Below are 24,695 nucleotides of genomic sequence, written 5' to 3'. Positions count from 1 at the left end.
CTGCTCCCTTACTCTGGTACCTTGCGGCGGCCAAACCCCAACTGCACTTTTTGCGCCACTTTTGCCATCCCACTCGCCAGCATATTGCGACCTCTGGCAAGGAGTCGTTGCCCCGCCCAATGAATGAGTGGTCGGAAGGTTGTGGGGGCCGTTGCGTGCCAACGACCAGCCAGCGCGGCGTCCCACACCGCCGTGACCCCGTCAACGTAGCGCGCCACCGTGAACAACTGCGCGGCACGCAGCTGAGCGGCCCGCCCCATTTCACATCGGCGCTGCGGATTGCTCAATTGCCGCCAGTGATCAGCCATCTCGGCCCACTCCCCCGGGGTTGCCAACAAGCCGGTCACCCCCTCCTCCACCACTTCGGGGATGCCGCCCACTCGATAGGCACTGACCGGGAGCCCCAACATGCCCGCCTCCGCCAACGTCAGACCAAACACCTCCTCACGGGCTCCGGAGACCAGCAGATCCACCCCGCCTCGCAAGATAGCGGCACTGTCCGGCCGCTCGCCAAGAAAGTGGACACGCTCGGCCACCCCGAGCTCGACAGCCAACGCCATCAGTGCTTCCCGCTCCGGGCCGCTGCCAATGACCAGCAATTGGGCCTCCTCCCCCGATGCCATCAGGGCAGCCAGCGAGCGGATCAGCAGATCAATCCCCTTGCGTTTGATCAATGAGCCGACGGTTGCGATGATCATATCCCCCGGGGGCAAGCCCAGCATGCCGACGACCGGCCAGTGAGCACCGCCATTCAGGCGAGCTGCATCCACCCCGTTGGGTATCCGGATCAACCGCTCGGCCGTGCAGCCATCCTGGCGCCAACCGGTCAACACCGGCTCGCTCACCCCGATCAGCACGCTTGCCTGATGAACCCGCAGGCTGAATCTGTCTCTGGGCTGGTAACGGGCATGGAGGTGGCACACCAGCGGCACCTGCAACACTCGACAGACCCCAACCAGCCACTGACAAGGGGCCGCGCTGTTGGCATGCACCAGCCCAATCTGCCGCTCGGTGATGAGCTCTCTGGCTCGCCGGGAGAGGCGCCGATGGGCCGCAAGATCAAAGCGGGGCGCCTGCCATCCCAGCAGCAGGCTGAACGGCTCGACCATGGTTTCTACCCCGAGGGTGGCCGCCTCTGCCGCCAGAGCCGGGCTATTGCACCAGAGCAGGGGCGTAAACCGGCTGCGATCGAGGTGGGCCAGCAGATCCAGCAGGCAGCGTTCGCTGCCGCGGATCCAGTCCTCTCCGTAGTGAACCAGCAAAACAGGGGTTGCGTTCATCCTCTTGCTCCCTTGGGTGGCACTGCCGGCAACCGGGTTGCCTCCTGATGATCCTCAGCGGTGGCCTTCACCTCTGTGGCCGACTGCTGCACGTACTTGATGGCGGCGACGGCCAGCGCCAATTCCAGATAGATGGGCCAGGTAAACCCCTGGGTCAGGAAGGATCCCGAAATCACAAACCCCACCATGCTGGCCATCACCCCCTGCATCGCCGTGATCACTGCAGGAGGCATGCCAGCAAGCTGGCAACGCCAGCCACTGCGCAGGGTCACCGTCACCATGCCGATAAACAGCGCCAACCCGACAAAGCCGGTTTCAGCCAGCACCCCGAACCAGGTGGAGTGCACCGCATGATTGAGTCCATCCCAATGGGGGCTGTAGAAGAAGTAGTTGTAATAAAAATTGGACAAGCCCACCCCCACCAGCGGATGGCCCAGCGCCATGCCCCAGGCCGCTTGCCAGGCGTAGATCCGCCCCATGGCCGAGGCATCGACCCCGCTCTCGGCGGCGCCGCCAGATGCCCGGTCACTGATCCCTGCGGCGGCAAACAGCACCACCAGCGCGACCATCCCCATCGAGATCAACAGGGTTTTCGACTTCACCCGCTGCCAGGCAAACAGGCCGCTGACCGCACACACGCCAAGCAAGCCGCCGCGGCTCTGAGTGGCGATAATGGCGGCCGCAGTCAGCGCAAAGCCGAGCCCCCCCAGTAAACGCCCCCCCACCCCATTGCCCTGATTGAGCAGCAAACTCAGCGAAAAGCCGGCAGGAAAGAGCAGCACCAGCGCCAGATCGTTGGGATCCCCCAGCACAGAGCCCAGCTCGCGCCCTATGGTCACCCGGGTCCCCTCCACCAGCCCAATCCCGCTCGCCTTGTTGTAGAGGGCCACCAGCGCCACCAGACAGCCCGCTACCACGAAGGTGCGCACCGCCAGCGCAAAATCCCCCGGTGTGCGCACCAGCCAGGCGGTGGCCAGGGTCATCAGATAGATCTTGCTGTAGCTGCCGGTCCAGGTGGCGATCGCCTCACCCCGGTTACTGGCAAACAGCACACCGATGGAGACCATCACAAAGAATGCCGTCAGCCAGCTCAGCGCTGGACTCCAGTAGGGCTTGATCCGGCCGGTCAGCAAAATGTGCCAGACCAGCGCGCCGATGGCGGCCAGCGAGAAGAGCAGCGGGATCTTGAGGGGATAGAGCTGGGGGAACACCTCATGCAGCCGAAAGAAGGAGAAGGTGACAAATCCCAGCACCATCAAGAAGGGCCAGCGCAGGGCAAACCAGATGGCGGGAATGGCAAGGCCGAGCACCGGCAGCAGCAAGGGATGGGGCAGCCGCCACCAGAGTAGAGCCAGCACCAGACAGATGGCGCTTGCCCAGATGGCTGGCGTTAGACGAGCCATGATCCTGCCCACCATTGGCCGAGCCAGACCATGGCCAGCGCCCCGAGGGAACTGGCCCAGAGGGTCGAGAGGCGATACGGCAGCGGCAGCAACCGCTGGCTCACCAGATAAAAGGCCAGCGCCCGTACCAGATAGACCAGCAGCAGGGTCCAGATCACCCCGGCGACCCCGAAGGGGGGGATGGCGAGCAGAAAGCCTGCCACCCCAAGGGCGCTGCAGCCCAGATTGATCACCATCTGGGCATTGCTCTTCTCGCCGCTAAAGCAGCCGACATTGAGCAAGTCCGAGACATTGCGCACCGCCATGCCCAGCACCAGCAGCGGAATATAGGCGATCGCCCCGTGATAGCTCTCCGGGGTCAGCCAGCGAATAAGCAAGGGGGCGGTGAGCCCGACAATCCCCGCGGTAACAAACCCCAACACCGACCCCATCACGCTGTAGTGGGCATTGAGTCGCAGTCCATCCGGCTCGCGCAGCAGCATGAAACGGCGGGGATACCACCAGAGAGCAAAGGGTTGCAGCAACAACCCCACCGCCAGCGCGAGCTTGCCCGCAACGGCGTAGTAGGCAAGCAGCGCCTCCCCCACCACATCGGCCAGCAACCAGCGATCCAGTCCGCTCAGGGCAAAGCCTGCCAGCCCGCTCACCACCAGGGGCAATCCATAGCGCAGCAGCGGCCGATAGTGCTGCCAGTCAAAGCGGATCCCGCTATCTCGCCACTGCCAGAGGCTCAGCAGCAGCGCCAGTGCAACGCAGGTCAGGGTGCCGGAGGCCAGTACCCCGCTCACGCCCCAACCGAGCCAGAGCCACCAGCCGGTCAGCACCGACTGGATCACCGCCTTGCCTGCGGTCGCCACGAAAAAGAACCGCGCCTGATTGCGCATCCGCAGCCATGCCAGCGGCACGCCGATCACCCCTTCAAACGGCAGGGCGCAGAGCACCCAGCGCACATCCGCAAGGCGGGTTTCCACCGGCAGCCAGGCTTGCACCAAAGGCGCCAGCAGCCAGAGCAGCACCAGACTGCCCAGGGCGATCAGCCAGACCAGACCAAACATGCGGGCCACCACCTGCTGGCGCTCCTGCTCATCTTTCGCCAATCCGGCAAAGCGGTAGAGGGCATCCACCAGCCCGAAGCCCAAAATAAGGGAACCCAGATTGATGAGGGTCAGCAGCACCTCCAGCTGGCCGTATTCACGAGGCAGCAGCTGATGGGTCAACACCGGCAGCATCAGCAGGGAGATCCCCTTCATCAGGAGCAAGCCGCCGGCGTAATAGAGCATGGCAATCTGGTTCACACCAAGTTTCATAGGGCCTCCCAGCCACCGGAAGCATCCTGCTCCGGGTCAGCTACCGCTAATGCAAAGCCCACGCCACTCACTCCAGCCCAGAGACGATTGCTCCTCTGCGCGGCTTAACCGGCCTGAACAAGCCCAGAATGAGACTGGCATTTGCGTTTTGCACAACGCGGGCTGCAAATTGCACCGACCGGCGCAATCTGACTCTCCTCTTATCCCCATTTGGCCCGATCTAGCTGGGGCCGTCCTGTTGGCCCGATCCCTGCTTTCTGCTTAGCGAGCAACGGACTGCACCAGAGGGAGAGGTCGCCATGAACACCATCAACCTGCACCGGATGAAAAGCTGGGCCAAACAGGGGGAAACGCCACTGGCTCGCCGGGTATGGCGACTGGCCAAAAGTGCCCGCCACTGGTCATTCCCCGTGATCCCTCCCCTGCACCGGCTGCTTTATCGGCTCTATCTGCTCGGCAGCAACGCGCTGGCGACCCTGACCCGCACCCTCTGGTGGACCCCCTTGTTTCAATCTCGCCTGACGGCCCCCGCCCCGCGCCTCTATCTCTATGGTGGCATCCCCTATATCAGCGGTCCGGTCACCATCGAAATTGGTGCCGACTGCCGCCTCAGCGCCGCCATGACCATCAGCGGCCGGGCATCGAGCCAGACACCAAGGCTGGTGATTGGCCGCAATGTCGGGATTGGCTGGCAAACCACCCTGGCGGTGGGCAGCAAGATAGTGCTGGGGGATAACGTCAGAATTGCTGGCCGTGCCTTTCTGGCGGGCTACCCGGGGCACCCGATCAACGCCCGCGATCGCGCCCGGGGCCTGCCGGATCGCGATGAACAGGTGGGGGCCATTGTGCTGGAGCAGGATGTCTGGCTTGGCACCGGGGTGATGGTGATGGCCGGTGTCACCATAGGCGCCGGTACCATTGTCGCCGCAGGCAGCGTCGTCACTCGGGATCTGCCCGCAGGTGTGCTGGCAGCGGGTGTACCGGCCACCGTACTGCGCCCGTTGCAGCCACAAGATCACAGCGACCCCGCACACGCTTCGGAGACCTTTGCATGAAACCAAACTCACTGCCGCAACTGGTGGTATTGGGAGAGGATTGGGGCCAGCACCCCTCCAGCACCCAACACCTGATCAAGCGTCTGTTGCCCGATTATCAGGTGCTCTGGGTCAACTCCATCGGCATGCGCTGCCCCCGTTTTACCCTTCATGATCTCACCCGTATCGTCCGCAAACTGGGGGCCGTGCTGCGCGGCGCGCGCCATGCTGGCGGCCAGTCGGTTGCGCCATCAGAGGTCAGCAGCCCCCAGGTACTGCCGCCGCTCGCCTTGCCGCTGCCGGGCAGTCGTCTGGCGGGCAAGATCAATGGCCACTGGCTGGCGGCGCAGATCCGGCGCCAGTTGCCCGAGCTGGATCGCCCCCTGCTCTGGATCTCCCTGCCCAGCGCCGTCGATCTGATTGGCAAGCTCGAAGAGCGGGCGGTGATCTACTACTGCGGCGATGACTTCTCGGCGCTGGCGGGGGTGGATCATCAGGCCATTGCCCACTGCGAAGCCCGACTAGTGGAAAAAGCGGATCTCATTCTGGCCGCCAGCCCCGCGCTGGCCAGCCGCTTTCCCCCCCATAAAACCCGGCTCCTCAGCCACGGGGTGGATCTCGAGCTGTTTATGCCCCCCAGAGAGCGCCCGGCAGATCTCCCCTCCGGCCGCCCCATTGCCGGATTTTACGGCAGCCTGAGCGACTGGATTGATATCCCCCTGCTGGCAGAGACGGCGACCGCCCTGCCCCATTGGGATCTGGTGCTGATTGGCCCGGTCCAGACCGATATCTCCCCCCTCAAGGGGCTCCCCAATATCCATCTGCTGGGGCCCCGTCCCCACCACACGCTGGCGGCCTATGCCCAGCACTGGCAGGTGAGCCTGCTGCCCTTTGTCGACAACGCCCAGATCCGTGCCTGCAATCCATTGAAATTGCGCGAGTATCTGGCCGCAGGACGACCCATCGTCAGCACCGACTTTCCGGCCCTCGATGGCTATCGGGATCAGATCCAGCTCCCCCACGATGGGGAGAGCCTGGCCCAGGCCATCAACCGGGCCGCCTTTGATCAACCCAATCCGGGCTGGTTTCAGGAGAGTGGCTGGGAGGGGCTCACCCGCAGCGAAGGGCGTCACACTCGCCAGCAGCAGGTGGCCCTGCAAAGCTGGGATCACAAGGCTGCCGAGCTGAACAACTGGTTGAAGGGGCTGGCCGGATGAGCAGAGGGCTCTGGCTGGTTATCCTACTCTGCTGCCATGCAGCAATGGCCACCACCCGGCTGGAGGGGCTGACTCCGCTGTCCATGACAGGTAACCAGACACCCCAGCGGCTCGATCTGAGCACCCACAACTGGCCAATAGGCAGCGATGATGAACTGGTGATCGAGGGCCATAACCCCAGCGCCCGCCCGCAAACCCTGATCCTGCGTATCGACGATGAGGCCTCGGTCAACTACCGCAGCCGGGTCAATCTGGAGCGGATTGTCGCCCCCGGCCCCTTCACCCAGCGCTTTGCCTTGAGCGAGTGGCGCACCAGCCAGCCCAGAGCGCTGGCGCTCGACAAACTCACCAAGCTCTATCTCTTTATGGCCGATAACGCCCCCTCGCTGACCATTCACCGCTGGTACTGGGAGCCCGGTCTGACCCTGCCTGAGGGCACCATTGCGCTGGATCTGGGGGCGGCCGCCGTGCCCCGATTTACCGGCTTTGAGGCCCTGAGTCCGGGAGATCCCCGGCTGATTGGCCATCCCACCCCCATCTTGCGCCCCTCCGGCGATGCCCTGGTTCGCGATGGGCTGCGCAATCTTGATGGCGTACGGCTGGAGGTCGCCAAGGGGCGCTACCAGCTCACCCTCTGGCTGGATGACCCCGGCGAGTGGGAGTACCTGCCCCACCCCTTCGAGCGCAGCGTGCTGGTCAATGGCGAGCCCATCTGGGCCGAGCAGTGGCAACCGCAGGAGTGGCTAACGCAGCGCTATCTCGCGGGGCAATCTCGCGAGGCACTGCCAAATCCGGATCCCTGGCAACTGTTCGGGGCACGACAGGGCGGCCCGGTTCATGTCACCCTGAACCACCCCGGCGGCCCGCTCACTCTCACATTGGTGGGTCACTCACCGGATGCCAAATACCTGGCAGGGCTGCTGCTTGCCCCCTATCCGGCCCCCACCAGCAAAGAGGCGCTCCCGAATAGTGGAAATGATCTCGCCGTATTGGCCGACGCTACCGCAAGCGTGCTGACCAAGCAGCGCCAGCTGTTTTTGGAAAAGTGGACTCTGGCCCCCTATTCCCCAGCCCCAGCTTCGCAGCAACTGAGCCTCACGCCGATTACGGATGCCGCCCCAACCCTGCAGATCGCCCCGCTATCCGCGGCCGATGCGTTGCAGCAGGCTTCACAACCGGTGCTGGCCGCCCGTGGCAGCCAGCTGTTGCTGGAGTTTGCCATCCACGCCGCCACCGACGATCCGACCCCATTGCTGGTGATCCAGCCCCCCGTGCAGGCAGGATCGCCACTGGCGCTGACCCCCTATTACGGCAAGTGGCATCTGGTTCGCCCGCAGGCGAGCGGCACCCTGCTGGCCCCCTCGGACCAGGAGCTGGTCGAGGGGATCGCCGGGCTCACCCTGCTGGCAGACGTGCCACGGCGTCTGGTGCTCCAGATCACCGTCCCCCGCGATGCGCCTGCGGGTCACTATCTGGGCAATATTCAGCTGCTCAGCCAACAGCAACTGGTGCAGCTGCCACTGACTATCGAGGTGCTGCCGCTGACTCTGCCCGCGGCCAGCAAGCCGGTCGGCATCTATGTCGAAGCGCCCCCTTATCTGAATTGGCTGAGCCCCAATCCCGAAGCGTTAAAAGAGCAGATCGCCGAGGCCAGTCGCTGCGATCTACAGCGGCTCGCCAAGCTCGGGATCAGCGGCCTCTCGCCTGCCCTGCCACAGGATGAAGCGGGGATGCGGGAGATCATGGGAGAAGCGGCCGGGCTCGGCTTTGTGCCGCCCCTGCTGGCCTATACCCCGCTCAAACGCTGGGGGGGCGACCCTGCCAGCCAGCTCGAACAGTGGCAGGCGCGGCAACAGGGGCTGACCGCCAGCGGCTTGCCCCCGCTGGCATGGAGCCTGTTTGATGAGCCGGATCTCGCCACCCTGCCCACCATCACCACCATGGCGCGGGAGATGAAACGGCGGGATCCGGCGGTGATCCGTGCGGGCCACTTCAACCACCCGGGTCAGGTTGGTCTGTTGGCAGAGGTGGAGATTGCCCTGATCAACGCAGGTTTTGGCGCCGACAAGGCCGATGTAGCCCGGGTGCGCCAGCACAAGGTCACCCCCTGGTTTTACAATCTGGGCACCCCGAGAGCCGCCGGGTTCTATCTGTGGCAAAGCGGCGCCGAGGGCTATTTGCAGTGGCATGGTCGCATGCCCACCGCCCTGCCCTATGACCCCACCGACGGGCGGGAGAGCGACTTTATGCTGCTCGGCCCGCAAGCCTGCGAGGCGCACCGCCTCTCCCACGATCTGTTGCTGTTGCAGCAAGCCATCGAGGATCTGCGCTGGCTCGCCTGGCTGGAGCAGGAGGCCCGCTATCAGGTGGAGGCCGCCCTGCTGCTGGAGCGCCTGCGCGATCAGCTGCCGACCCGCTGGCAGGAGGCAGAGCAACTGCCCTCTGCCGCCTGGATCCAGTGGCGCCGCGAGATTGAACAACTGGCCAAGGGATTGAAAACATTGCAAACTGGTGCCAACTCATCCTCCTGAAGTGACTGCGTATGGCCAACCAGACTCCCCGCTCCACAGCCAAAGACTGCGCCCTGCGCCGCCTGTTGCCCCTGATGCTGCCGCTGCTGATCCTCACCGGTTGCGCCCGTCAGGAGCCGGTCAATGAGACCCTGCCGATCCTCAACCAGTTGCGGGAACAACAAATGGCCGAACAGCCCCAGCTGCAACTGCAGTACCAGCAAGCAGAGACGCAGCTGCCAGCGGATCAGGAGCAGCTGCTGCATCAGTTTTTGGGACGCAAGGATCCGGCCCGAATTGCGCTGGTAAGCGGCCCCGGGCTGCAAACCGACATGCTGGAGAGTGCGCGGATGGCGAGCGTGCGGCTGACCGCACTCACCCGCTTGCTGGGAGCTCGCGCCATTGAACTGGAGCCCCGCTATGACCCCATGCTGGCCCCCAATACCTTGCTGATCCGCATTCTGCCAAACGGTGAATCGGGGTCGGTCACCCCAGCGGCGGCGCAATAAGGCCGAGGCAGGTGGACGGCAAGGCCACCCGATAGAGGGGATAAGGGGTCAGCCCCCACAACTTGCGCCAACCCTGGGTAAGACGGTACGAGAGCAGCGGCGGGCTCTGGTGCAACTCGCCTAAAAACATCACCCCCTGACTCATCCCTTCACTCGCCAGCGTCACTGACATCGCCTCCCGATCCGGCGCCACCAGCATGGCCTGCAGCAGGCCGTCACAGCGGGGATGGGCCAGCTGATAGCTGACATAGGTGCCGCCCAATACAGGCGTAGCCACCCGCAAGCGCCATCCCAACTGGACCAGCTCCATTAGCATGGGCTTGGCCCCCTCGTTAACTGCCCGGTTCTGATAACGCCAGCCCATGGCGGCAGCACTGAGCAGCGCCACCAGCAACAGCAACAGATATCCCCTAGACAGACGCATCACGGCGCCCCCGGATAAAGAGGATGGTCATCACCAGCAACATAATGGCCCACTGGTAGAGCTGGGCCAGCGAGCCGGTATGCAGCCAGCCATACCAGCGCAGATCCAGGCTCATCAGCACCAACCGCAGCTGATTGGCCCCGATATAGAGCAGACAAACCAGCAGCAACATGGGCCACTGCCGGTAGAGTGGGCGCTCCGGCGCCAGCCAGCAGCAAGAGACCAGCCAGGAGAGCACCACCAGATAGAGTTGAGAAAACGAGGAGCACCCCTTGAGCACGATCAGCGCATGGCCCCCCAACCGCTCGATGCGATTGCCATCAAGGCGAGTCTCCCAGCCCAGCAGTTGCAACCACTGGCCTACCCCCCAGGCATCGAGGGCCAGCACAGGGCCGGAGAGCAACGCAAACACCTGTTGCCCCCACAACACTGCCACGGTAAAGGCGAGCACAATCTGCAACACCGCCCGCTCATCGCCACTCTGATGACGGCGCCATAGCGAGGCCACCAGCAACAGACAAGCCAGCGCCTTGCAACTGGCGCTGGGGATCAGGATCAGCAGGATAAAGAGGGCGAGCGCCAGTGGATGCGGGCGCCAGCTCGGTGCAACCCGCGATGCAATTTGCCACCAGATAGCAATCAGCAACACCACCAGCAGGTTGAAGTGGCCCATATTGAGCCACACCATGCCCCACTGATTGGCCAAACCAAGTAGCAGCCAGTTGGGTGCCCACTGCCAGGGACGGATCTCCATCGCAACTCCTGCCGGTTATCAGCGCTTTTGACCCCTGTCGCAAGTTCCATGCCTGCCCGCTCTCACCCGGACCAAGCCAAGTCAGAGGATGCAACAAAGCTGGCACGCTTTATTCATTCCCCCTGCTGGCACTAGCGCCAGGGAGAAGGAGTGAGCAATGAAACTCAAACCGTTGGCAGGGCTGGTGGGGATGTTGTTGGTAACCTCCCCCGCATACGCCTTGACCGAAGTCGATACCGAACTGCAACTGCTGATGGATGTGTCGGGCAGCGTCAGTTCATCGGAATTCAATCTGCAATTACAGGGGTATGTGGACGCCTTTTACAGTCAGGATGTACAAAGCGCCATCCTCGACACCAGTGGTGGCAAACTCGGGTCCATCGCCGTACAGATGATCATGTGGAGCAGCAGCAACCAGCAAAGTCTGATGACCGACTGGTTCCACCTCTACGACATGACCTCCATCAACAACTTCGCCGCCACCCTGGATGCCCTGGTCCGCCCCTATGCGGGGATGACGGCCCCCGGTTCGGCCATGGCCTTTGGTGCCCAGCAGTTTGATACCAACAACTACACCGCCGCCCGCCAGGTGATGGATGTGTCAGGTGACGGTATCCAGAACAACGGGCTGGATACCTCCACCGTGCGGGATCAACTGCTCGCCTCCGGCATCGACACCATCAACGGCATCACCATAGGTCAGGACTATGCCGATGGGGTGCTACAAGAGTGGTATGTGGAGAACGTGGCGGGCGGTCAGGATGCGTTTGTTATCAATGCCACCACCTTCGCCGACTTTGGCAATGCGCTGGAGCTCAAACTGGCGGCCGAAATTGAGGGGGGAATTATTCCGGAAGGTGCACTGGCCGCCCCCATCGAGGAGATCCCGCTGGCCGCCCAGCTGCTGCTCGGGATGCCGTTACTGCTGGCCTGGCGCTATCAGCGCCGTTACCAAGGACGCCTGCAGCCCGCCAACGGGCAACTGGCACCCGCCATTGGCTGATTTATCACCCCGTGTGTCGCGATTAGGGAGCTATTGCTCCCTGATTTATTTTACCATTACATGCCTTCTGACGATTTATATTTCTTAGCAACTTATTTCCTAGAGGCGTAGGTTCGATTAGCGAAGCGTAATCGGACGTTCGCGGCCTTTCTGTAATATATTTATTTAACTCGCTCCCATCTTGCCACGTCTCCCCCCAAAAAACTCACTTTCGACTGGCACCGGTCAGGACGTACTTGCCATATGAGCGGCGAGCGTCACCGCGAGCGCCCGATTACGCCTACCGGGGATAATTGAACCTACGACTTGAACAAAGCGTGAGCTCAGCCAAGCTATTTACCCCTTCACGTGCTTGTCATATGTTTTTATTTCCTTTCACTAAATAATATTAGCTTGTTGCTGTAATTTTCTAACATAACTATTTAAAGATTCTTTGAACTTAGGAATGGTTTCAGCTACAAAGTCCCAGTTAAAACTAAGCAAGGCACTACTCCAACCAACATGAGATATAAGCCCATTTTCATCAGATTTTTTATCACCATGTTTTACATAGAAATTTTGTTGATCAAAGTGTGCTCCCTGCTGGTTACGATATGCTTTAGCTTGCTCAATAAACTGGTAAAAGCTTTCTCGTACATCTCCCGCAAATGCATCTGCAATCACATTATCGACAATAGGTTCCCAAAATGATTTCTTATTACCAGAAATAACACCAACCTTCCCATAACCATCGTTAAAAATAGTACAGAACTTAATTATTATTTCTTCGGTTATTAATTCGCCAATCAGGTGAATGTCATGAATATCTGGAAATAGAGAACCATGCTTATCTTCAAAGTTATCTAACTCAGCACCTTCCAGACGTAAGCCAATTTTTAACCTTGCACGATCTTCATCATACAATAGGGTAATGTTCTGTGGTCTTCCAGAGTTACAGAAACGGTCAACCCGTAGTTTCAGTGCTAAAAGATCACTAATTCTATTAAGTGCTACTTGCCATAAATATAACCTTCCGAGGGTTTCCTTCTCACTCGACACTATATTAACCCCTAACATACATGATAAGTTTTAAATGAAATAAAATAAGGAATATAGTAATTACACGACAGAAACCATTAACGCATTGTTAACGCATCTCATATAAACTAGCCATATAACTCGTCATCCAAACCAATAAAATCGTTTTAAAGTAGCTGTATTACTAACCTGCCCTCAGCTTATAAGTAAATTATTAATAGCATTGGGCGGCTCCACTTTTAACATTAGGTAAAACTACAGTCAAGAAACGGAAATAGAAAATGCAGCTTCTATCCTCTTCTAGAGGTTTACCGCAATTTTTACTCCGCCATCTGTACGATATAAAAAAGGCCTTATCACAAGGCCTTTTCAGAAATATCCAGATTCAGGCTGATAGCCCGCTTTTACGGCAATCACCCCGGCTCTGGTGACATGGGCAGCACCTGCCCATCCAGCGCCTGATCACTATGGGATGGATAGTCCGGCACTGGCTCGCAGTAGGGAATGCGGCTTAGCACCGGCGCCTTGACCAGGGCAGCCAGCTGATCGGAGCGGCGCAGGCTGGCATCCGCCAGTTCGGCCACCAGCGCCAGACCGCAGCCGAGCCCCAGTCCGCCAACAATACCCGCCAGCAGAAACAGCCAGAGCGGGTAGTTGCTCGGCTTGCTGGGGGCAAAGGGTTTGTCGATCACTTTGATCCGCTCCCCCTGCTCGAAGTTGCCCAGATCGCCGGTCACCTTGGCCTTCTCATAACGCAGCAGCAAATCCTGATAGAGGGTGCGCTTGACCGCCAGATCCCGCTCCAGCTCGGCGAGCTGGCGCTCGGTATCGCCCTGGGAGTCGACCACCTTGTCCAGCCCATCCAGCTGGCTCTTCAGGCCGGCGGCGTTTTGCTCTGCCTCCGTCAACTGCGTCTGGGCCAGTTGCCACTCGGGCCCGCGGGCCATATCCGGCTGGGATTTGAGCTGCTCGAACTCCTGCTGCAACTGATCAATCTGATAGCGCAGGCTCTGAACCTTGCTGTGCTCGTCGCTGTAGCGGGCCCGCAGCAACACCAGCTCGGTGCGCATCAGCTGCAGCTTCTCATCCAGTTGGCGGGCCAGCTGGCTCTCTTGCCCCAGCGATAGCTGATCGACCCGTGCCTTGGCCTGCTGCAGGGTGATCAGGCTCTCGGCATAACGCTCCTGCAAGCCATAAAGACGGGCGACGTTGGTACTCTGCTGCTGGGGCAAGGCGCTGGCATGCTCCCGTTTAAAATCGGCGAGCAGCTGCTCGGCCGCTTGCAGTTCGCTGCGGCGGCTGTCGAGCTGGCTTTGCAGAAAACGTTCGGACGACTCCGCCGACTGGCGCCCCTTGCTGAGCAGGTTGAAGAAAAAGCGCCGTGAAATGGCTTCGAGCAGCCCGGCGCTGTTGGCCGCCGAATCCGCTTTGACCTTTATCTCGATCACCTCATCGCCGATCAGCCGCAGCGAGACGGCACTCGAGAGCCAGTCCATGATGGCATCGCGCTGAGCTGGGGGGGTCTCGTCATTGACCAGACCGCGATCCCGCGCCACCCCGTCCAGCACATAGCGGCTGCGCAGCAGGGCTTCAAGCACCGCAAAGCGATCCTTGAGACTCTCCTGAGTGATCAGATCCTTGAGGGTCGGGGTCTGGTTGGCATCTTGCGGCACCATAAAGGTGGTGCGGCTCTCATACTCCTTGGGGGTGAGCAGGCCGACCGTCACGCCCACCAGCGGCATCACCAGTACCGGGATCACCAGCAGATAGCGACGGCGCCAGGCGGCAAAGAGAATGATGTAGAGGTTGTAATAGAACTGGACAGGCATGGCATCACTCCCTGAGAAAAGCCCTCCCCCGCACGATGCAAAGGCAGTGCCACCAGAGGAGCTGATCGCCTCTGTGGGCAGATCGCAAGAGTGGTACAAGATTCGCATTCTCCCGCTATCCGGGGTGTCACCCCTTCCCTTGCCGGAGCGCGAACCATGTTGTCATCAACCCCGTCGCACAAACCCCATCCCCGCGGGAGCGCCATCGTTCAAATAGTGCAGCACCTGCAGCCGGGCGGGCTGGAGACCATGGTGCTCAACCTCACGCAGGCGAGCCCGGCCGAGCAACCGGTGCATATCATCTCTCTCGAAGGGTGCAAAGGGGATGTGCTAAGGGCATGGCCCGCCCTGCATCCCTTCGCAGGCAATATTCACTGTCTGGAAAAGCCCGCTGGCTGGTCGCTTGCGACCCTCTGGCGGCTCACCCGACTGCTGCGCCAACTCAAGCCCATCGCGGTACATACCCACCATCTTGGGCCCATGCTCTATGGCGGGCTGGCCAGTCGCCTGGCCCAGGTGCCCACCCTGATCCACACAGAGCACGATGCCTGGTATCTCGATGATCCCCATCAGCGCACGCTGGCCCTGTGGGGGCTGCGCGCCTTCAAACCCATTCTGGTGGCCGATGCCGCGCCGGTAGCCAACCAGCTGCTGGCCAAGCTGGGCCAGCTGTCGCCAACCGTGATCCCCAACGGCATTGATGAGCGGCGCTTTGCCCCGGGCGCTGCCGCCCTCGCCCGTCAGGATATGGGGCTGCCACAAGGGGTCAGGTTGATTGGCTGCGCCGCCCGCCTTGAGTCGGTCAAGGGTCACACCTTGCTGCTGGAGGCGATCCGCACCCTGCCGGAAGAGGTGCATCTTGCGTTGGCAGGGGTCGGCAGTTTGCAAAATGCGTTGCAACAACAGTGTCAGCAGCTGGGGATCGCCCATCGGGTCCATTTTTTGGGGCTGGTCGAAAACATGCCGCGCTTCTATCAGGGGCTGGATCTCTTCTGCCTCCCCTCGCTGGCAGAGGGGATGCCGCTTTGCGTGCTGGAAGCGCAGGCCTGCGGGGTGCCGGTGGTGATGAGCGACGTGGGGGCGGCCAGAGAGATCGTCTGTCAGGCCAGCGGCCATATCCTGTCGGAGCGGGATCCCGGCCGCCTTGCCCAGCTTCTGGCACAAGGGTTGCTGCAGTGCCATAGCCTGCGTGCCGTCACCCGAGAGTTTGTGTGCCAGCAAAGCAGCTTGAGCCGGATGGCTCAGGCCTATCAGCAGCTTTACAGCCGCTGATCAAGCGACCCGATGACCAGAGGAGCATCCCATGGAGTGGATCATGATCGTGTTCTGGCTGTGCGCTGTACTGGTGGTCTACCACCATGTCGGCTATCCCCTGCTACTCAAATTCGGTGGTCGGCAGGCGTGCAAGGTAGCCAATCCACCCCGCCCTCTTGATCGAGGGTTCAAAACAGACGCCACCGATGAGGCGCTGCCGACCATCACCCTGTTGATGCCGGTCTACAACGAGGCGGCGACCATCGCGGCCAAGCTGCAAAACCTCGCCAGCCTCGATTACCCCGCCGACAAGCTGTGGGTGCATGTGCATTTCGACGGTTGCAGCGACAACAGCTACCCCATTGCGCTAAGTCAGCTCGGTGATCCCGCCCTGCAGCAGTTGCAGATCAGGCTGTTTGATCACCCCCGCAATCGCGGCAAGGTCGCCGTCCTCAACGAGGCCATGACCCGGGTACACAGCGATCTAGTGGCCCTCACCGATGTCTCGGCCCTGCTGCCCATCGACAGCCTGCTGCTGGCGGTCGCCCATTTTGCCGATCCCAAGGTAGGGGTGGTCGGGGAGGCATACCGCTTCTGGCAACCGGGCTCACAGGGCGAGGAGAGTTACTGGCACTATCAAAGCCAGATCAAGCTCTGCGAGTCGGCCCTTGGCGGCATGCTGGGGGCCCACGGGGCCTTTTACATGATGCGCCGGGAGTGCCTCACCCCGCTGGCCGCCGATACCATCAACGACGATTTCATCCTGCCGATGCAGGCCATCGCCAAGGGGTATCGCGCTGTCTATGACAATCGCTGCGCCGCACTGGAGCTGGAAGTTTCCAATGCCGCGCTGGAGGCGACACGGCGCAAGCGGATCGGGGCCGGCAACACCCAGCAGCTGCTGCGGTTGCTGCCCCTGCTGCACCCCAAGTTCGGCTGGGTTGCCTTCAACTTTGCCAGTGGCAAGGGGCTGCGGGTGTTGATGCCGCTCTGCCTGACCCTGCTGTGGCTCTGCGCCATCCCGCTGGCCACCCAATCCCTGCTATTTCAGCTGTTGCTGGGGCTGCAACTGCTGGGGTATCTGCTGGTCATCTTGATCCAGCTGACCCCTGTGCACCCCTGGCCCAATCTGTTTCGCAAAATCCACTATCTGGTACTCGGACACTGGTACAACGGCATGGGCACCCTGCGCTACTGCCTGCGCGCCCCCATACGTTTCATGTCACAGGAGAAAGCCGTATGACACACCCCATTCCAAGATTGACCCTGGTGGTCAAACGCAGCATGGATCTGCTCGGTGCCACTCTTGGCCTGCTGCTGACGCTGCCGCTGTGGCCACTGATCATGCTGGCCATCCGGCTCGATAGCCCGGGGCCTGTGTTCTTTCGTCAGCTGCGGATCGGGCGCAGCCACGCCACCCATACCGAGCTCTTTTTCATGATCAAGTTTCGCACCATGCGCGCCGACGCCGAGGCGGCCACCGGGCCGATCTGGTGTGGCAAGGGGGACAGCCGGATCACCCGCAGCGGCGACTTTCTGCGCAAAACCCGGCTCGATGAGCTGCCGCAGTTTATCAATGTGCTCAAGGGGGAGATGTCGCTGATAGGCCCCCGCCCGGAGCGACCCGGTATCGCCAACCGGCTGGAAGATGCGGTGCCGTACTTTATCGAACGCACCTATGAAGTGGCCCCCGGCATTACCGGTCTGGCACAGGTCAATCAGGGTTACGACGAGTCGCTGGATGATGTGCGCAGCAAGCTGGCGTTCGATCTGGCCTACTCGGTCGCCCTGCTCCACCCCTGGCGCTGGCTGGTGCAGGATGTGCATATCATCGGCAAGACGATCGCCATCATGGTTGGCAAAAAGGGGCGCTAATCCCGCTGTGCCAACCTCAACCACACCCCAACCCCATCAGGCCATTGCCACTGCAATGGCCTTTTTTTATGGCGCATCCTTGTGGCACATCAACGTTGATCACCGAAAAGTCAGCGATCTGATCGCCATTATCTGGCCCCATCCATCCAAAGGCCTGATGCCAGTTTGACCAACAGCAGAAACCCAAGCGTTGCGTGATCACCGAAGCAATCCGCCCCCTGCAACCCCTAACACCGGCACATAAAAAAACGAGTAGCCAGCGGCCACTCGTTTTGGCAATTTTTCCCTTGGTGATTCAGGCGCCGTAGACGGCCAGAATATCGGTCACTCTGTTGCTCACGCTGTACCCGCGGGCGATGGTGTTGCGGGCCGCCTGACTCATTTTGCTGCGCACCACCCCATCGCTGCGCAGCCAGTAGTTGACCAGCTCCGCCATATCCCGCACATGGCCGGGCTCCACCAGCCAGCCATTGGATTTATGGTCGATCAGATTGACCAGCCCCCCCACCGCAAAGGTACAGACAGGTATGCCGTGAGCCATCGCCTCCAGGGCCACCAGCGGCAACCCTTCAAAGCGGGAGGTGATGCAGAGCAGGTCGATGTTGTGCCACTCATTGGCCATGTTCTGGAAACCATGAAGCTGGACGCGATCACCATACTGCTGCAACAAGGCACTTTTCATGGGGCCATCCCCGTAGAGATGAAACGCCCCATCCGGGCAGAAGGCGGCCAGCTGGCAAAACGCCTCCGGCCCCTTTTCCGGCGAGAGGCGGCCGACAAAGGCAATCCGGTTGCCAGATACCGTAGCCGGCGTCGCAGGCATGGGGACAAAGTTGCTGATCACCGTGCTTGGCACAGGCAATTTGCGAGCGATGGGCTCGCTCACTGCAATACACTTCGCAAAACGCGCTGTAGTGCGATCCAGCCAGCTGTAAAACTTCAGCAAACCCTCCCCGTCATCTCCACTGTGAAAAGTCGAGACCACCGATTTGCCAGTGAACCAGGCCGTCAGCCGCCCCAGCACCCCGGCCTTGTAGCCGTGGGTATGGATCAGCACAGAAGCAGGCTGGCGGGCCAGACGGCGCATAAAATCGCGGCTGTTGTGGCACACCTCGTAGGGCAAGCCCTGTTGTTTGAGCAGGGTCGTAAAGGGGGTCATGCCGTGGTTGCTCACCAGCACTATGGTGGGGCGAAATCCCCTGGCCAGCAGATCGTTGGCCAAGTGGATAATGTGAACTTCTATTCCACCGACCTGACGCGCATCGATGGCCAGCCAGATCTGCTGCATGGGTAACATAGGCACCTCCTCCCGTGGCTCCATGCCACCAGAAATGAGGCGCTGCATAGAGCGGGCCAGTCAGGCAAAGAGGGGCTGGATCAGGCGCCGGGACAGGCGACCAGCAGGAGGGTCATGTCATCGAGGGCGGCATCATTGATGCGCTCATCAAACCAGCGGGCAATGAGATGAGCCAGTTGCTCAAGACCGGGCCCCGAAGTCAGGCAGATCTCTTTTAGCTGCGACTCCCAGCGCTGGCGCTCTGCGGCATCACGACTATCGAGCAGACCGTCGGTCCAGAACAGCAGGATCTCGCCGGGCTTGAGCTGACGCTCATTGGTCACGAAGTGGGGATCCGGGCGCAAACCGGGCAAGGGGCCGGTCACGCCGACCTGACGGATGGTGCCGGGTCCGACCAGCCAGGGCGCAGGGTGGCCCGCACTGGCCCACTGCACCCGTCCCTCGTTGCCGAGTTCAATGCAGAGGGTGGTGAGCAGGGTAGCCCCCAATAACGGATCACTGTGAACCGCATTGGACAAGATGGTCAGCAAACGGGCGGGGGCGCGCTCCAGATCGTGGGCGGTCAGCAAGCCGCGCAGATAACCGGCATAGGCATGGGCAAAAAACTTGGCTTCCGCGTCGTGGCCCATCACATCCCCGAGCCACAGCACCCGATCCTTGACCAGCAGAAAGTCCCCGCCCCCCACGGTGGCCGCGCGGGTTTGCAACGCCAGCTGGTATCCCCCTATGGAGGTGGCAGGCAATAACGGGCGCAGCGCCGAGGTCATGCGCTGATCCAGCTGCTCGCCCCATTGCGACTTGAGCTGCTGCGAGCGTTGCAGCACCCGCGAAACCGCCAGCAACAGGTCCTGCTTGGTGATGGGTTTGACCAGAAAGTCATCGATCCCCAGCGCCCCCGCCCGACTCTGGGTCCACTGATCCTGATGACCGGTCAGGAAGATAAAGGGCACCCCCTTCATCTTGGGATCCTTCATCAACTGCTGGCGCAGCCCAAAGCCATCGATCCCCTCCATCTCGATATCGGAGAGTACCAGCGCGGGGGGCTGCTTTCCGAGCGCCAGCAGGGCGGCATGGGAGTCGGCATAACTTTCAACCCGGTAGTGCTCATGGAGATAGGCGGTGAGCAGGGCACGCATCACCTTGTCATCGTCGATCACCGCGATCACCGGCAGTTGGTTGACCAGGCCCTGCTGGCGAAGGGTCACGCGATTGCGATCACCGTCGCGAGAGAAGTGCACCTCGGCAAACAGCTGGTGCACCAGCGCCAGCCCGTATCCCCCCTCCTGCAGCTCATCGGGTAACGGCGAGCTGGCAAGACCGGGTTGCGGGCCGCCATCATCCTCCAGTATCAGACTCAAACCCGTTTCATCCTCTTTCAGCGTGAGCCAGAGCCTGGTCGCGGGAGGAGCTGTGTGCTTGACGCTATTGGTGGCCAGCTCACTGAAACAGAGCAGCCAGTTGGCTTGATCCTTTGGGGAGACCTGAAACAGGGAGAGTCCCTGCGCCAGCCGGTTGCGCAGTTCGCGCACCGACTGCAGGGTTGCCGGAGCAGATCGCAACCAGTCATCCATATCGGGCCTCCATCAGCGGGCGATCAGATCCGGAAATTGAGCAAGGCACTGCGCCGACACCAGCGCTTGAGCCATTCGGTCACCCGGTTGCTGGGCAGCCGGTTGAGTTCGCGCAGGATCTCGCTGGCCAGCCCCGGGTTGAGCTTGTCGTTATAGACTGCGCCAATCAGATTGGCCTCGGCACGGGTCAGTTTATCCACCGCACTTTGTACCACGGTCGTCGGCGTCACTCCCGCCAGCACCACCAGCAGCGCCCCTTCACAGGCCCCACACACCTGATCGGCCGGAATATTGCCCCGATTGAGGGCGGTGAGCGGCGAGGTATCGAAGATCACCACATCGTAGTGCTCGAGCCAGCGAACCAGCAATTGGCGCAAGGTATCCTTGTTGCGAAAAGCCATCAGATCCTTACCCGGCGCCGGGAGCAGGGACAACGACCGGCCAGTGGCCACCGGCTCGGGCACATCATTGGGCCCCCAGGCAACCGCCGTGGCGCGGCCGGGGTGATAGAGATTGAGATCCACCAGCAGGGTGCGCAGCCCATCCGCTTCCGAGCGCCTTGCCAGCGCATCGCAGATGGAGCTCACCCCCTCTCCCCCTTCCGACGAGGTGACCGCCAGCGAGCGGATCCCCCGGGCGACCGTCGCCGCGTAGAGGGATTCGAGCTCCAGATATTGAATGGGGATGCTCATATCAAAGCGTCCCGACCAGGGCCACCACCGAGATCGTGGTCAAAATGTCGCGCATGCCATCCATGAAGATGGCCCAGTTGCTGCTTTTGCTGTCAGGGATAAAGACGGTGTCCCCTGCACGCAGCACCGGCAACTGGCTAAAGTCGGGCTCTTTGGCAAAGCCGTCAAGATCGAAGCTGCGGGCCTGATCCCCCTGACCACTGGTAGACATGTTGATCACCACAATCTTCTTGATATAGGCGCTGCTGGTCGGGCCCCCTGCCTCGGCCAGCAGATCCAGCAGGGTCATGGAGGAGTCAAAGCGGTAGCGACCAGGACGGGCTATCGCTCCCAGCACCCGAATGGTGTTCTCCTTCGGCTCATCGAGCCAGGGACGATTCTTCTCCGGCAGGTAGATGGAGTCGCCGGGCAGCACCTTGGGCAGCAAGGTTTCATCGCCGGTTTCAAAGTAGAGAGCAAGGTCGAGCTTGCTGACCCGTGCAGTGCTGCCACTGCGATGGGCGATACGCACATTGCGCAGATCCGCCGCCGCAGTCGGACCATCGGCGGCAGACAGGATGTCGATAAACCCCATCTGCTCATTGAAGGCATAGCGACCGGGGGCTCCGACCTGACCGAAGATATAGATGGAACTGTCCGGTGACTGGCGCACCCACTGGGACTTGTTGTCACTGGGATCGGTGGGCAGCTCGGGGATCATGATGGTGAATCCGGCCCGGATCTTCGGCAGGCTGGCCAGCGCCCCCCCCTGATGAAGGAACTTGTCGAGATCGAACAGGGTTGGCGTGGCCTGCCCCCCTGCGGCGGTCAGGATCTGCACCTTGGCGATATCGGCCCGCTCGTTGGGCCCTCCGGCGTGGGCGATCAGATCCAGCAGCGACATTTCGTCAGACCATTCATAGCGGCCCGGGATCCGCACCGCCCCCATCACCATCACCGCCCGCCCGGGCGCCACTTTCAACCAGGACTTCTCGTTGATATCGGTTTTTTCCGGCACAAAAATGGCATCACCGGGTTTGACTTGGGGAAGCGCCTTTTGCATCCCTTCGGTATAGGCCTGCAAGTCGATGGGTTCGATCGTGCCATCGGTGCGCAGCAAACGGATCTGGCGACTCTCGGCATAGCGGGTCGGGCCACCGGCATTGGCCAGAATATCGAGGAAGGAGTCCCCTTCCCGCCCCTCATAGGCACCAGGTTTGAACACCTCACCCATGATGTAGATGGTGCGTGCCCCCCGTTTTATCTGCTCTTCATCCTTGGGCACGAAGATGGTGGCGCCCGGCGCCAGATTGGGCAGCAACTTGTTGTTGCCGGAGTCGAGATAGGCTTTGAGATCGAACAGTTCGGGGGCATCACCATTGATCACCCGGATCCGCTCCACCCCGGCAAAGCGGGTCACCCCACCTGCCCGCATCAGCAGATCCACGATGGAGTTGCCGCTCTTGAAACTGAAGGCGCCGGGGCTGTTGACCTCGCCAAACACCTTGATCGCCTTGCCGGTATCGCCATCCCCGCCTGCCGCCAGGGTTGCCGCATCAAAATCAATCTGCACGTTGCCGATCAAAGGGGATGCTGGCACGAACACCACATCAAGGGATTGCAATGGCGGCAACACGCTGGCATCGCCGGTATCGAGATAACGCTTGTAGTCGAAGCTAGAGACCGTACTGCCGCGCCGCACCTGCATATTGTTGAGCTGGGCACCGGGCACCAGACCGCCAGCGGCATCGAGGGCCATCTGCACGTTGCCATCGGGCGCCAGATCATAACTGCCGGGTTTTTTGACATAGCCCATCACGCTGATCAGCAGCCGCTTCTCCAGCAAGGTAACGGTCAATTGAGAGAGGTTGTTGTAAACAGGTTTGAGGGCAGTGCGGATCAGCTCATCCGCCTGTTGCAGGGTCTTTCCTCCCACCACGACGTTGCCGACCTCAGGCAGTGCAATCTCCCCCTGCTTGTTGATCTGGAAAGGCTGATCAAAAGCAGGCTCACCGGGTTGCACTATGGCCAACCGATCACCGGGAGCCAATAAGGTGGAGGCCAGTAACGGGCAGGTGAACAACAGCAAGAGAACACAGATCAATCCTTCGAGAGCGCCCCGTTTCATAGACATCCTTTTCGTCTGTTACGTCTGCCCCCATTGGCGTAAGGGGAGCCCTAACCAATCAGCACGACAGCCATCCGCTGTTGTCTGTTGCAGCCGCAAACGTACTTGTTGTAGTGATTGTGCCAACACGGTCTGACGCCAGGCTACATCCGACCAGAGCCGTCCGTGCATATCCCGTTCGATATCAATACGTTGAGATTGTAGTCGTTTCAACTCGGCAGGCATACACCCCTGCAGACTCGCTTGCTTTAATTCCGTCAGCTGCAAGTCGAGTTCCTTCTGACGCTCATCATAACGAGACCAGACCCGCTGTTCATCCTCATTGACCGGAATACGGGTGGGTCTTGCCTCGGCCATGCCGCCATATCCCTCCGGCGGCCACTGCGCGCAACCCGACAGCAGAATGGATGAGAGCAGGATACCAAAGCGTTTCATGATGCAGCGGCCATCATGCCACGGGAACGCATATAGGCCTTGATGCTCTCATGGCAGGGGATCACCCGGTCGATATGCAACATCTCCAGCAGGTCATGAGGTTGACCGGGTCCACAGACAAGGGCCATCTGATGCCCGTTCATAATCAATCTTTTATAGAGAAATACCAAGGCTCCGATCCCCGATGAATCAATAAAATGAACATCGCTGATATCGGCCAGGATATCTCCCGGGTGGGTCGAGAGGGTTTCAAACAACGGGCGGAGCTCACTGACGGCCATCGCGTCAAACTCGTTTTCCAGTACCACTACCTGGATATCATTAAGGGTGTAAGTCATGCTTTCCATCGCTAGCTCCTTGTCGATTCTCAGACTATTTGCTGTCACGGCATTCAGCACGTTGCAAATGTTATGCCGGGCAGTGCCACGGCACTTGTTCTCCAAATGATACTCTTTGCGCCTTATTCGCCGACACCCACTCCTCGTTTTGATTGCCAAATTGCAATTGACCTCCCCCGCACGTTGCAAACTGCAATTCACCTTCGCCGAGATCGCTAGATAAGAGGCTAAATGGCTGATAATTCAAGCCCATTAGACCGGGCCCGATTATTGCTTGCCTTTGGACACACTTCACAAGCCACCGTTGGCTCGGCCCCCATGCCGCCATATTCCAGGAAGGAGAGATCATGAAAGCAGGCCTTTACATCGCACCACTGTTGGCAGCCCTTTGCGGCACCGCATACGCAGCCCCCTCCCCTGACAGCGCCGTGTTGAAGGTTGAAGGCGCCATCAGCAGCCCCACTCATCAGGCTCTGGCCCTGTGGGACAGCGCCATGCTGGATCAACTGCCGGTACACGAAATCAAAACCCATACCCCCTGGTATGACGAAGCCAAAACTTTTCGCGGCCCGCTGCTGCAAGATGTATTGGCCAAGGTCGGGGCAACCGGCAAACAGCTCACTATTACCGCGCTCAATGACTACTCGGTACAGGTGCCGACAAGCGATGCCGAGCAGTATCGGGTCATCCTCGCCCGCACGATCAATGGCAAGCCACTGTCGGTGCGTGACAAAGGGCCGCTGTTCCTTGTCTATCCGTTCGATCAATATCCCGAACTGCAAAACAAGCTCTATTACGGTCGGGCTATCTGGCAGATCAGCGCGATAAAAGTGGAGTAG

At 60.7% G+C, this 24,695-nt stretch carries 22 protein-coding genes; 9 read left to right on the top strand and 13 right to left on the bottom strand.

What is annotated here, in order from left to right:
* Positions 1–8: 8 nt before the first annotated feature.
* From G5229_RS03175 to G5229_RS03165, 3 genes are read right to left on the bottom strand one after another with little or no spacing between them, the layout of a single operon-like run.
* Positions 9–1,280: a glycosyltransferase family 4 protein gene (locus tag G5229_RS03175; RefSeq protein ID WP_421208407.1), complete on the bottom strand. Its 1,272-nt coding sequence runs from the start codon at positions 1,278–1,280 to the stop codon at positions 9–11.
* Entirely contained in the window at positions 1,277–2,683 is a 1,407-nt protein-coding gene (locus G5229_RS03170) for an O-antigen ligase family protein (RefSeq protein ID WP_421208406.1), read from the bottom strand. The genes G5229_RS03175 and G5229_RS03170 overlap by 4 nt, the downstream gene beginning before the upstream one ends.
* Positions 2,671–3,990 (bottom strand): lipopolysaccharide biosynthesis protein, encoded by a 1,320-nt coding sequence (locus G5229_RS03165; RefSeq protein WP_266133952.1) that lies wholly within the window; start codon positions 3,988–3,990, stop codon positions 2,671–2,673. The genes G5229_RS03170 and G5229_RS03165 overlap by 13 nt, the downstream gene beginning before the upstream one ends.
* Positions 3,991–4,289: 299 nt before the next feature.
* Between G5229_RS03165 and G5229_RS03160 the strand changes: the two genes are divergently transcribed.
* The 4 genes from G5229_RS03160 to G5229_RS03145 are packed head-to-tail and all read left to right on the top strand — an operon-like array spanning position 4,290 to position 9,260.
* Positions 4,290–5,045, top strand: a complete 756-nt coding sequence (locus G5229_RS03160) for an acyltransferase (RefSeq protein WP_421208405.1) — start codon at positions 4,290–4,292, stop codon at positions 5,043–5,045.
* A complete protein-coding gene (locus G5229_RS03155) occupies positions 5,042–6,241 on the top strand; it encodes a glycosyltransferase (RefSeq protein ID WP_421208404.1) in 1,200 nt (399 codons plus the stop codon). Before G5229_RS03160 ends, G5229_RS03155 begins: the two co-directional genes overlap by 4 nt.
* Positions 6,238–8,772, top strand: a complete 2,535-nt coding sequence (locus G5229_RS03150; RefSeq protein ID WP_421208403.1) for a hypothetical protein — start codon at positions 6,238–6,240, stop codon at positions 8,770–8,772. The genes G5229_RS03155 and G5229_RS03150 overlap by 4 nt, the downstream gene beginning before the upstream one ends.
* Before the next feature lie 11 nt (positions 8,773–8,783).
* The gene (locus G5229_RS03145; RefSeq protein WP_421208402.1) at positions 8,784–9,260 is read left to right on the top strand and encodes a hypothetical protein; all 477 of its coding nucleotides are present in this window, start codon (positions 8,784–8,786) and stop codon (positions 9,258–9,260) included.
* On the opposite strand, the gene G5229_RS03140 is transcribed toward G5229_RS03145, so the two are convergent.
* The gene (locus G5229_RS03140) at positions 9,238–9,684 is read right to left on the bottom strand and encodes a hypothetical protein (RefSeq protein WP_421208401.1); all 447 of its coding nucleotides are present in this window, start codon (positions 9,682–9,684) and stop codon (positions 9,238–9,240) included. The two genes, G5229_RS03145 and G5229_RS03140, sit on opposite strands and share 23 nt — an antisense overlap.
* Complete coding sequence (locus tag G5229_RS03135) at positions 9,671–10,438, bottom strand: hypothetical protein (RefSeq protein WP_123172955.1); 768 nt, start codon at positions 10,436–10,438, stop codon at positions 9,671–9,673. Before G5229_RS03135 ends, G5229_RS03140 begins: the two co-directional genes overlap by 14 nt.
* A gap of 157 nt (positions 10,439–10,595) precedes the next feature.
* Here G5229_RS03135 and G5229_RS03130 point away from each other — a divergent pair, with 157 nt between their 5' ends.
* Positions 10,596–11,441, top strand: coding sequence for a DUF1194 domain-containing protein (locus tag G5229_RS03130; protein WP_421208400.1), 846 nt, complete (start codon positions 10,596–10,598; stop codon positions 11,439–11,441).
* A 378-nt stretch (positions 11,442–11,819) separates the two neighbouring features.
* Here G5229_RS03130 and G5229_RS03125 read toward each other — a convergent pair whose 3' ends face one another.
* Both G5229_RS03125 and G5229_RS03120 read right to left on the bottom strand, forming a co-directional pair.
* Positions 11,820–12,479 (bottom strand): hypothetical protein, encoded by a 660-nt coding sequence (locus G5229_RS03125; RefSeq protein ID WP_421208399.1) that lies wholly within the window; start codon positions 12,477–12,479, stop codon positions 11,820–11,822.
* Positions 12,480–12,871: 392 nt separating this feature from the next.
* Complete coding sequence (locus tag G5229_RS03120) at positions 12,872–14,287, bottom strand: GumC family protein (protein WP_043819760.1); 1,416 nt, start codon at positions 14,285–14,287, stop codon at positions 12,872–12,874.
* Positions 14,288–14,443: 156 nt separating this feature from the next.
* On the opposite strand from G5229_RS03120, the gene G5229_RS03115 reads away from it, so the two are divergent.
* The 3 genes from G5229_RS03115 to G5229_RS03105 are packed head-to-tail and all read left to right on the top strand — an operon-like array spanning position 14,444 to position 17,416.
* A complete protein-coding gene (locus tag G5229_RS03115; RefSeq protein WP_088869115.1) occupies positions 14,444–15,559 on the top strand; it encodes a glycosyltransferase in 1,116 nt (371 codons plus the stop codon).
* A 31-nt stretch (positions 15,560–15,590) separates the two neighbouring features.
* Positions 15,591–16,784 (top strand): glycosyltransferase family 2 protein, encoded by a 1,194-nt coding sequence (locus G5229_RS03110; RefSeq protein WP_088869116.1) that lies wholly within the window; start codon positions 15,591–15,593, stop codon positions 16,782–16,784.
* Positions 16,781–17,416 carry a sugar transferase gene (locus tag G5229_RS03105; protein WP_088869117.1) on the top strand — a complete coding sequence of 212 codons (636 nt, stop codon included), beginning with the start codon at positions 16,781–16,783 and terminating at the stop codon, positions 17,414–17,416. Before G5229_RS03110 ends, G5229_RS03105 begins: the two co-directional genes overlap by 4 nt.
* A 295-nt stretch (positions 17,417–17,711) precedes the next feature.
* On the opposite strand, the gene G5229_RS03100 is transcribed toward G5229_RS03105, so the two are convergent.
* From G5229_RS03100 to G5229_RS03075, 6 genes are all read right to left on the bottom strand, one after another.
* A complete protein-coding gene (locus G5229_RS03100; protein WP_088869118.1) occupies positions 17,712–18,713 on the bottom strand; it encodes a glycosyltransferase family 4 protein in 1,002 nt (333 codons plus the stop codon).
* Between the two features lie 80 nt (positions 18,714–18,793).
* Positions 18,794–20,284, bottom strand: coding sequence for a SpoIIE family protein phosphatase (locus G5229_RS03095; protein WP_421208396.1), 1,491 nt, complete (start codon positions 20,282–20,284; stop codon positions 18,794–18,796).
* A gap of 23 nt (positions 20,285–20,307) precedes the next feature.
* The gene (locus tag G5229_RS03090) at positions 20,308–20,976 is read right to left on the bottom strand and encodes a tyrosine-protein kinase family protein (RefSeq protein ID WP_005360129.1); all 669 of its coding nucleotides are present in this window, start codon (positions 20,974–20,976) and stop codon (positions 20,308–20,310) included.
* Between the two features lies 1 nt (position 20,977).
* Positions 20,978–23,083, bottom strand: coding sequence for an SLBB domain-containing protein (locus tag G5229_RS03085; protein WP_421208395.1), 2,106 nt, complete (start codon positions 23,081–23,083; stop codon positions 20,978–20,980).
* An 18-nt stretch (positions 23,084–23,101) separates the two neighbouring features.
* A complete protein-coding gene (locus G5229_RS03080) occupies positions 23,102–23,518 on the bottom strand; it encodes a hypothetical protein (protein ID WP_421208394.1) in 417 nt (138 codons plus the stop codon).
* On the bottom strand, positions 23,515–23,865 hold the full coding sequence (locus G5229_RS03075) for an STAS domain-containing protein (protein WP_005333409.1): 351 nt from the start codon (positions 23,863–23,865) through the stop codon (positions 23,515–23,517). The genes G5229_RS03080 and G5229_RS03075 overlap by 4 nt, the downstream gene beginning before the upstream one ends.
* 338 nt (positions 23,866–24,203) lie before the next feature.
* Between G5229_RS03075 and G5229_RS03070 the strand changes: the two genes are divergently transcribed.
* Positions 24,204–24,695: a molybdopterin-dependent oxidoreductase gene (locus tag G5229_RS03070; RefSeq protein WP_005351410.1), complete on the top strand. Its 492-nt coding sequence runs from the start codon at positions 24,204–24,206 to the stop codon at positions 24,693–24,695.

It is taken from the genome of Aeromonas sp. 602396, assembly GCF_049173735.1.
Taxonomy (GTDB): Bacteria; Pseudomonadota; Gammaproteobacteria; order Enterobacterales; family Aeromonadaceae; genus Aeromonas; species Aeromonas veronii_A.
This window is presented reverse-complemented; position numbering and strand designations above follow the sequence as displayed.

Bases quoted from the DNA above. Each gene is read 5' to 3' on its own strand.
- G5229_RS03175 (WP_421208407.1), bottom strand. From the start codon at position 1,280: ATGAACGCAACCCCTGTTTTGCTGGTTCACTACGGAGAGGACTGGATC.
- G5229_RS03170 (WP_421208406.1), bottom strand. From the start codon at position 2,683: ATGGCTCGTCTAACGCCAGCCATCTGGGCAAGCGCCATCTGTCTGGTG.
- G5229_RS03165 (WP_266133952.1), bottom strand. From the start codon at position 3,990: ATGAAACTTGGTGTGAACCAGATTGCCATGCTCTATTACGCCGGCGGC.
- G5229_RS03160 (WP_421208405.1), top strand. From the start codon at position 4,290: ATGAACACCATCAACCTGCACCGGATGAAAAGCTGGGCCAAACAGGGG.
- G5229_RS03155 (WP_421208404.1), top strand. From the start codon at position 5,042: ATGAAACCAAACTCACTGCCGCAACTGGTGGTATTGGGAGAGGATTGG.
- G5229_RS03150 (WP_421208403.1), top strand. From the start codon at position 6,238: ATGAGCAGAGGGCTCTGGCTGGTTATCCTACTCTGCTGCCATGCAGCA.
- G5229_RS03145 (WP_421208402.1), top strand. From the start codon at position 8,784: ATGGCCAACCAGACTCCCCGCTCCACAGCCAAAGACTGCGCCCTGCGC.
- G5229_RS03140 (WP_421208401.1), bottom strand. From the start codon at position 9,684: ATGCGTCTGTCTAGGGGATATCTGTTGCTGTTGCTGGTGGCGCTGCTC.
- G5229_RS03135 (WP_123172955.1), bottom strand. From the start codon at position 10,438: ATGGAGATCCGTCCCTGGCAGTGGGCACCCAACTGGCTGCTACTTGGT.
- G5229_RS03130 (WP_421208400.1), top strand. From the start codon at position 10,596: ATGAAACTCAAACCGTTGGCAGGGCTGGTGGGGATGTTGTTGGTAACC.
- G5229_RS03120 (WP_043819760.1), bottom strand. From the start codon at position 14,287: ATGCCTGTCCAGTTCTATTACAACCTCTACATCATTCTCTTTGCCGCC.
- G5229_RS03115 (WP_088869115.1), top strand. From the start codon at position 14,444: ATGTTGTCATCAACCCCGTCGCACAAACCCCATCCCCGCGGGAGCGCC.
- G5229_RS03110 (WP_088869116.1), top strand. From the start codon at position 15,591: ATGGAGTGGATCATGATCGTGTTCTGGCTGTGCGCTGTACTGGTGGTC.
- G5229_RS03105 (WP_088869117.1), top strand. From the start codon at position 16,781: ATGACACACCCCATTCCAAGATTGACCCTGGTGGTCAAACGCAGCATG.
- G5229_RS03100 (WP_088869118.1), bottom strand. From the start codon at position 18,713: ATGTTACCCATGCAGCAGATCTGGCTGGCCATCGATGCGCGTCAGGTC.
- G5229_RS03095 (WP_421208396.1), bottom strand. From the start codon at position 20,284: ATGGATGACTGGTTGCGATCTGCTCCGGCAACCCTGCAGTCGGTGCGC.
- G5229_RS03090 (WP_005360129.1), bottom strand. From the start codon at position 20,976: ATGAGCATCCCCATTCAATATCTGGAGCTCGAATCCCTCTACGCGGCG.
- G5229_RS03085 (WP_421208395.1), bottom strand. From the start codon at position 23,083: ATGAAACGGGGCGCTCTCGAAGGATTGATCTGTGTTCTCTTGCTGTTG.
- G5229_RS03080 (WP_421208394.1), bottom strand. From the start codon at position 23,518: ATGAAACGCTTTGGTATCCTGCTCTCATCCATTCTGCTGTCGGGTTGC.
- G5229_RS03075 (WP_005333409.1), bottom strand. From the start codon at position 23,865: ATGGAAAGCATGACTTACACCCTTAATGATATCCAGGTAGTGGTACTG.
- G5229_RS03070 (WP_005351410.1), top strand. From the start codon at position 24,204: ATGAAAGCAGGCCTTTACATCGCACCACTGTTGGCAGCCCTTTGCGGC.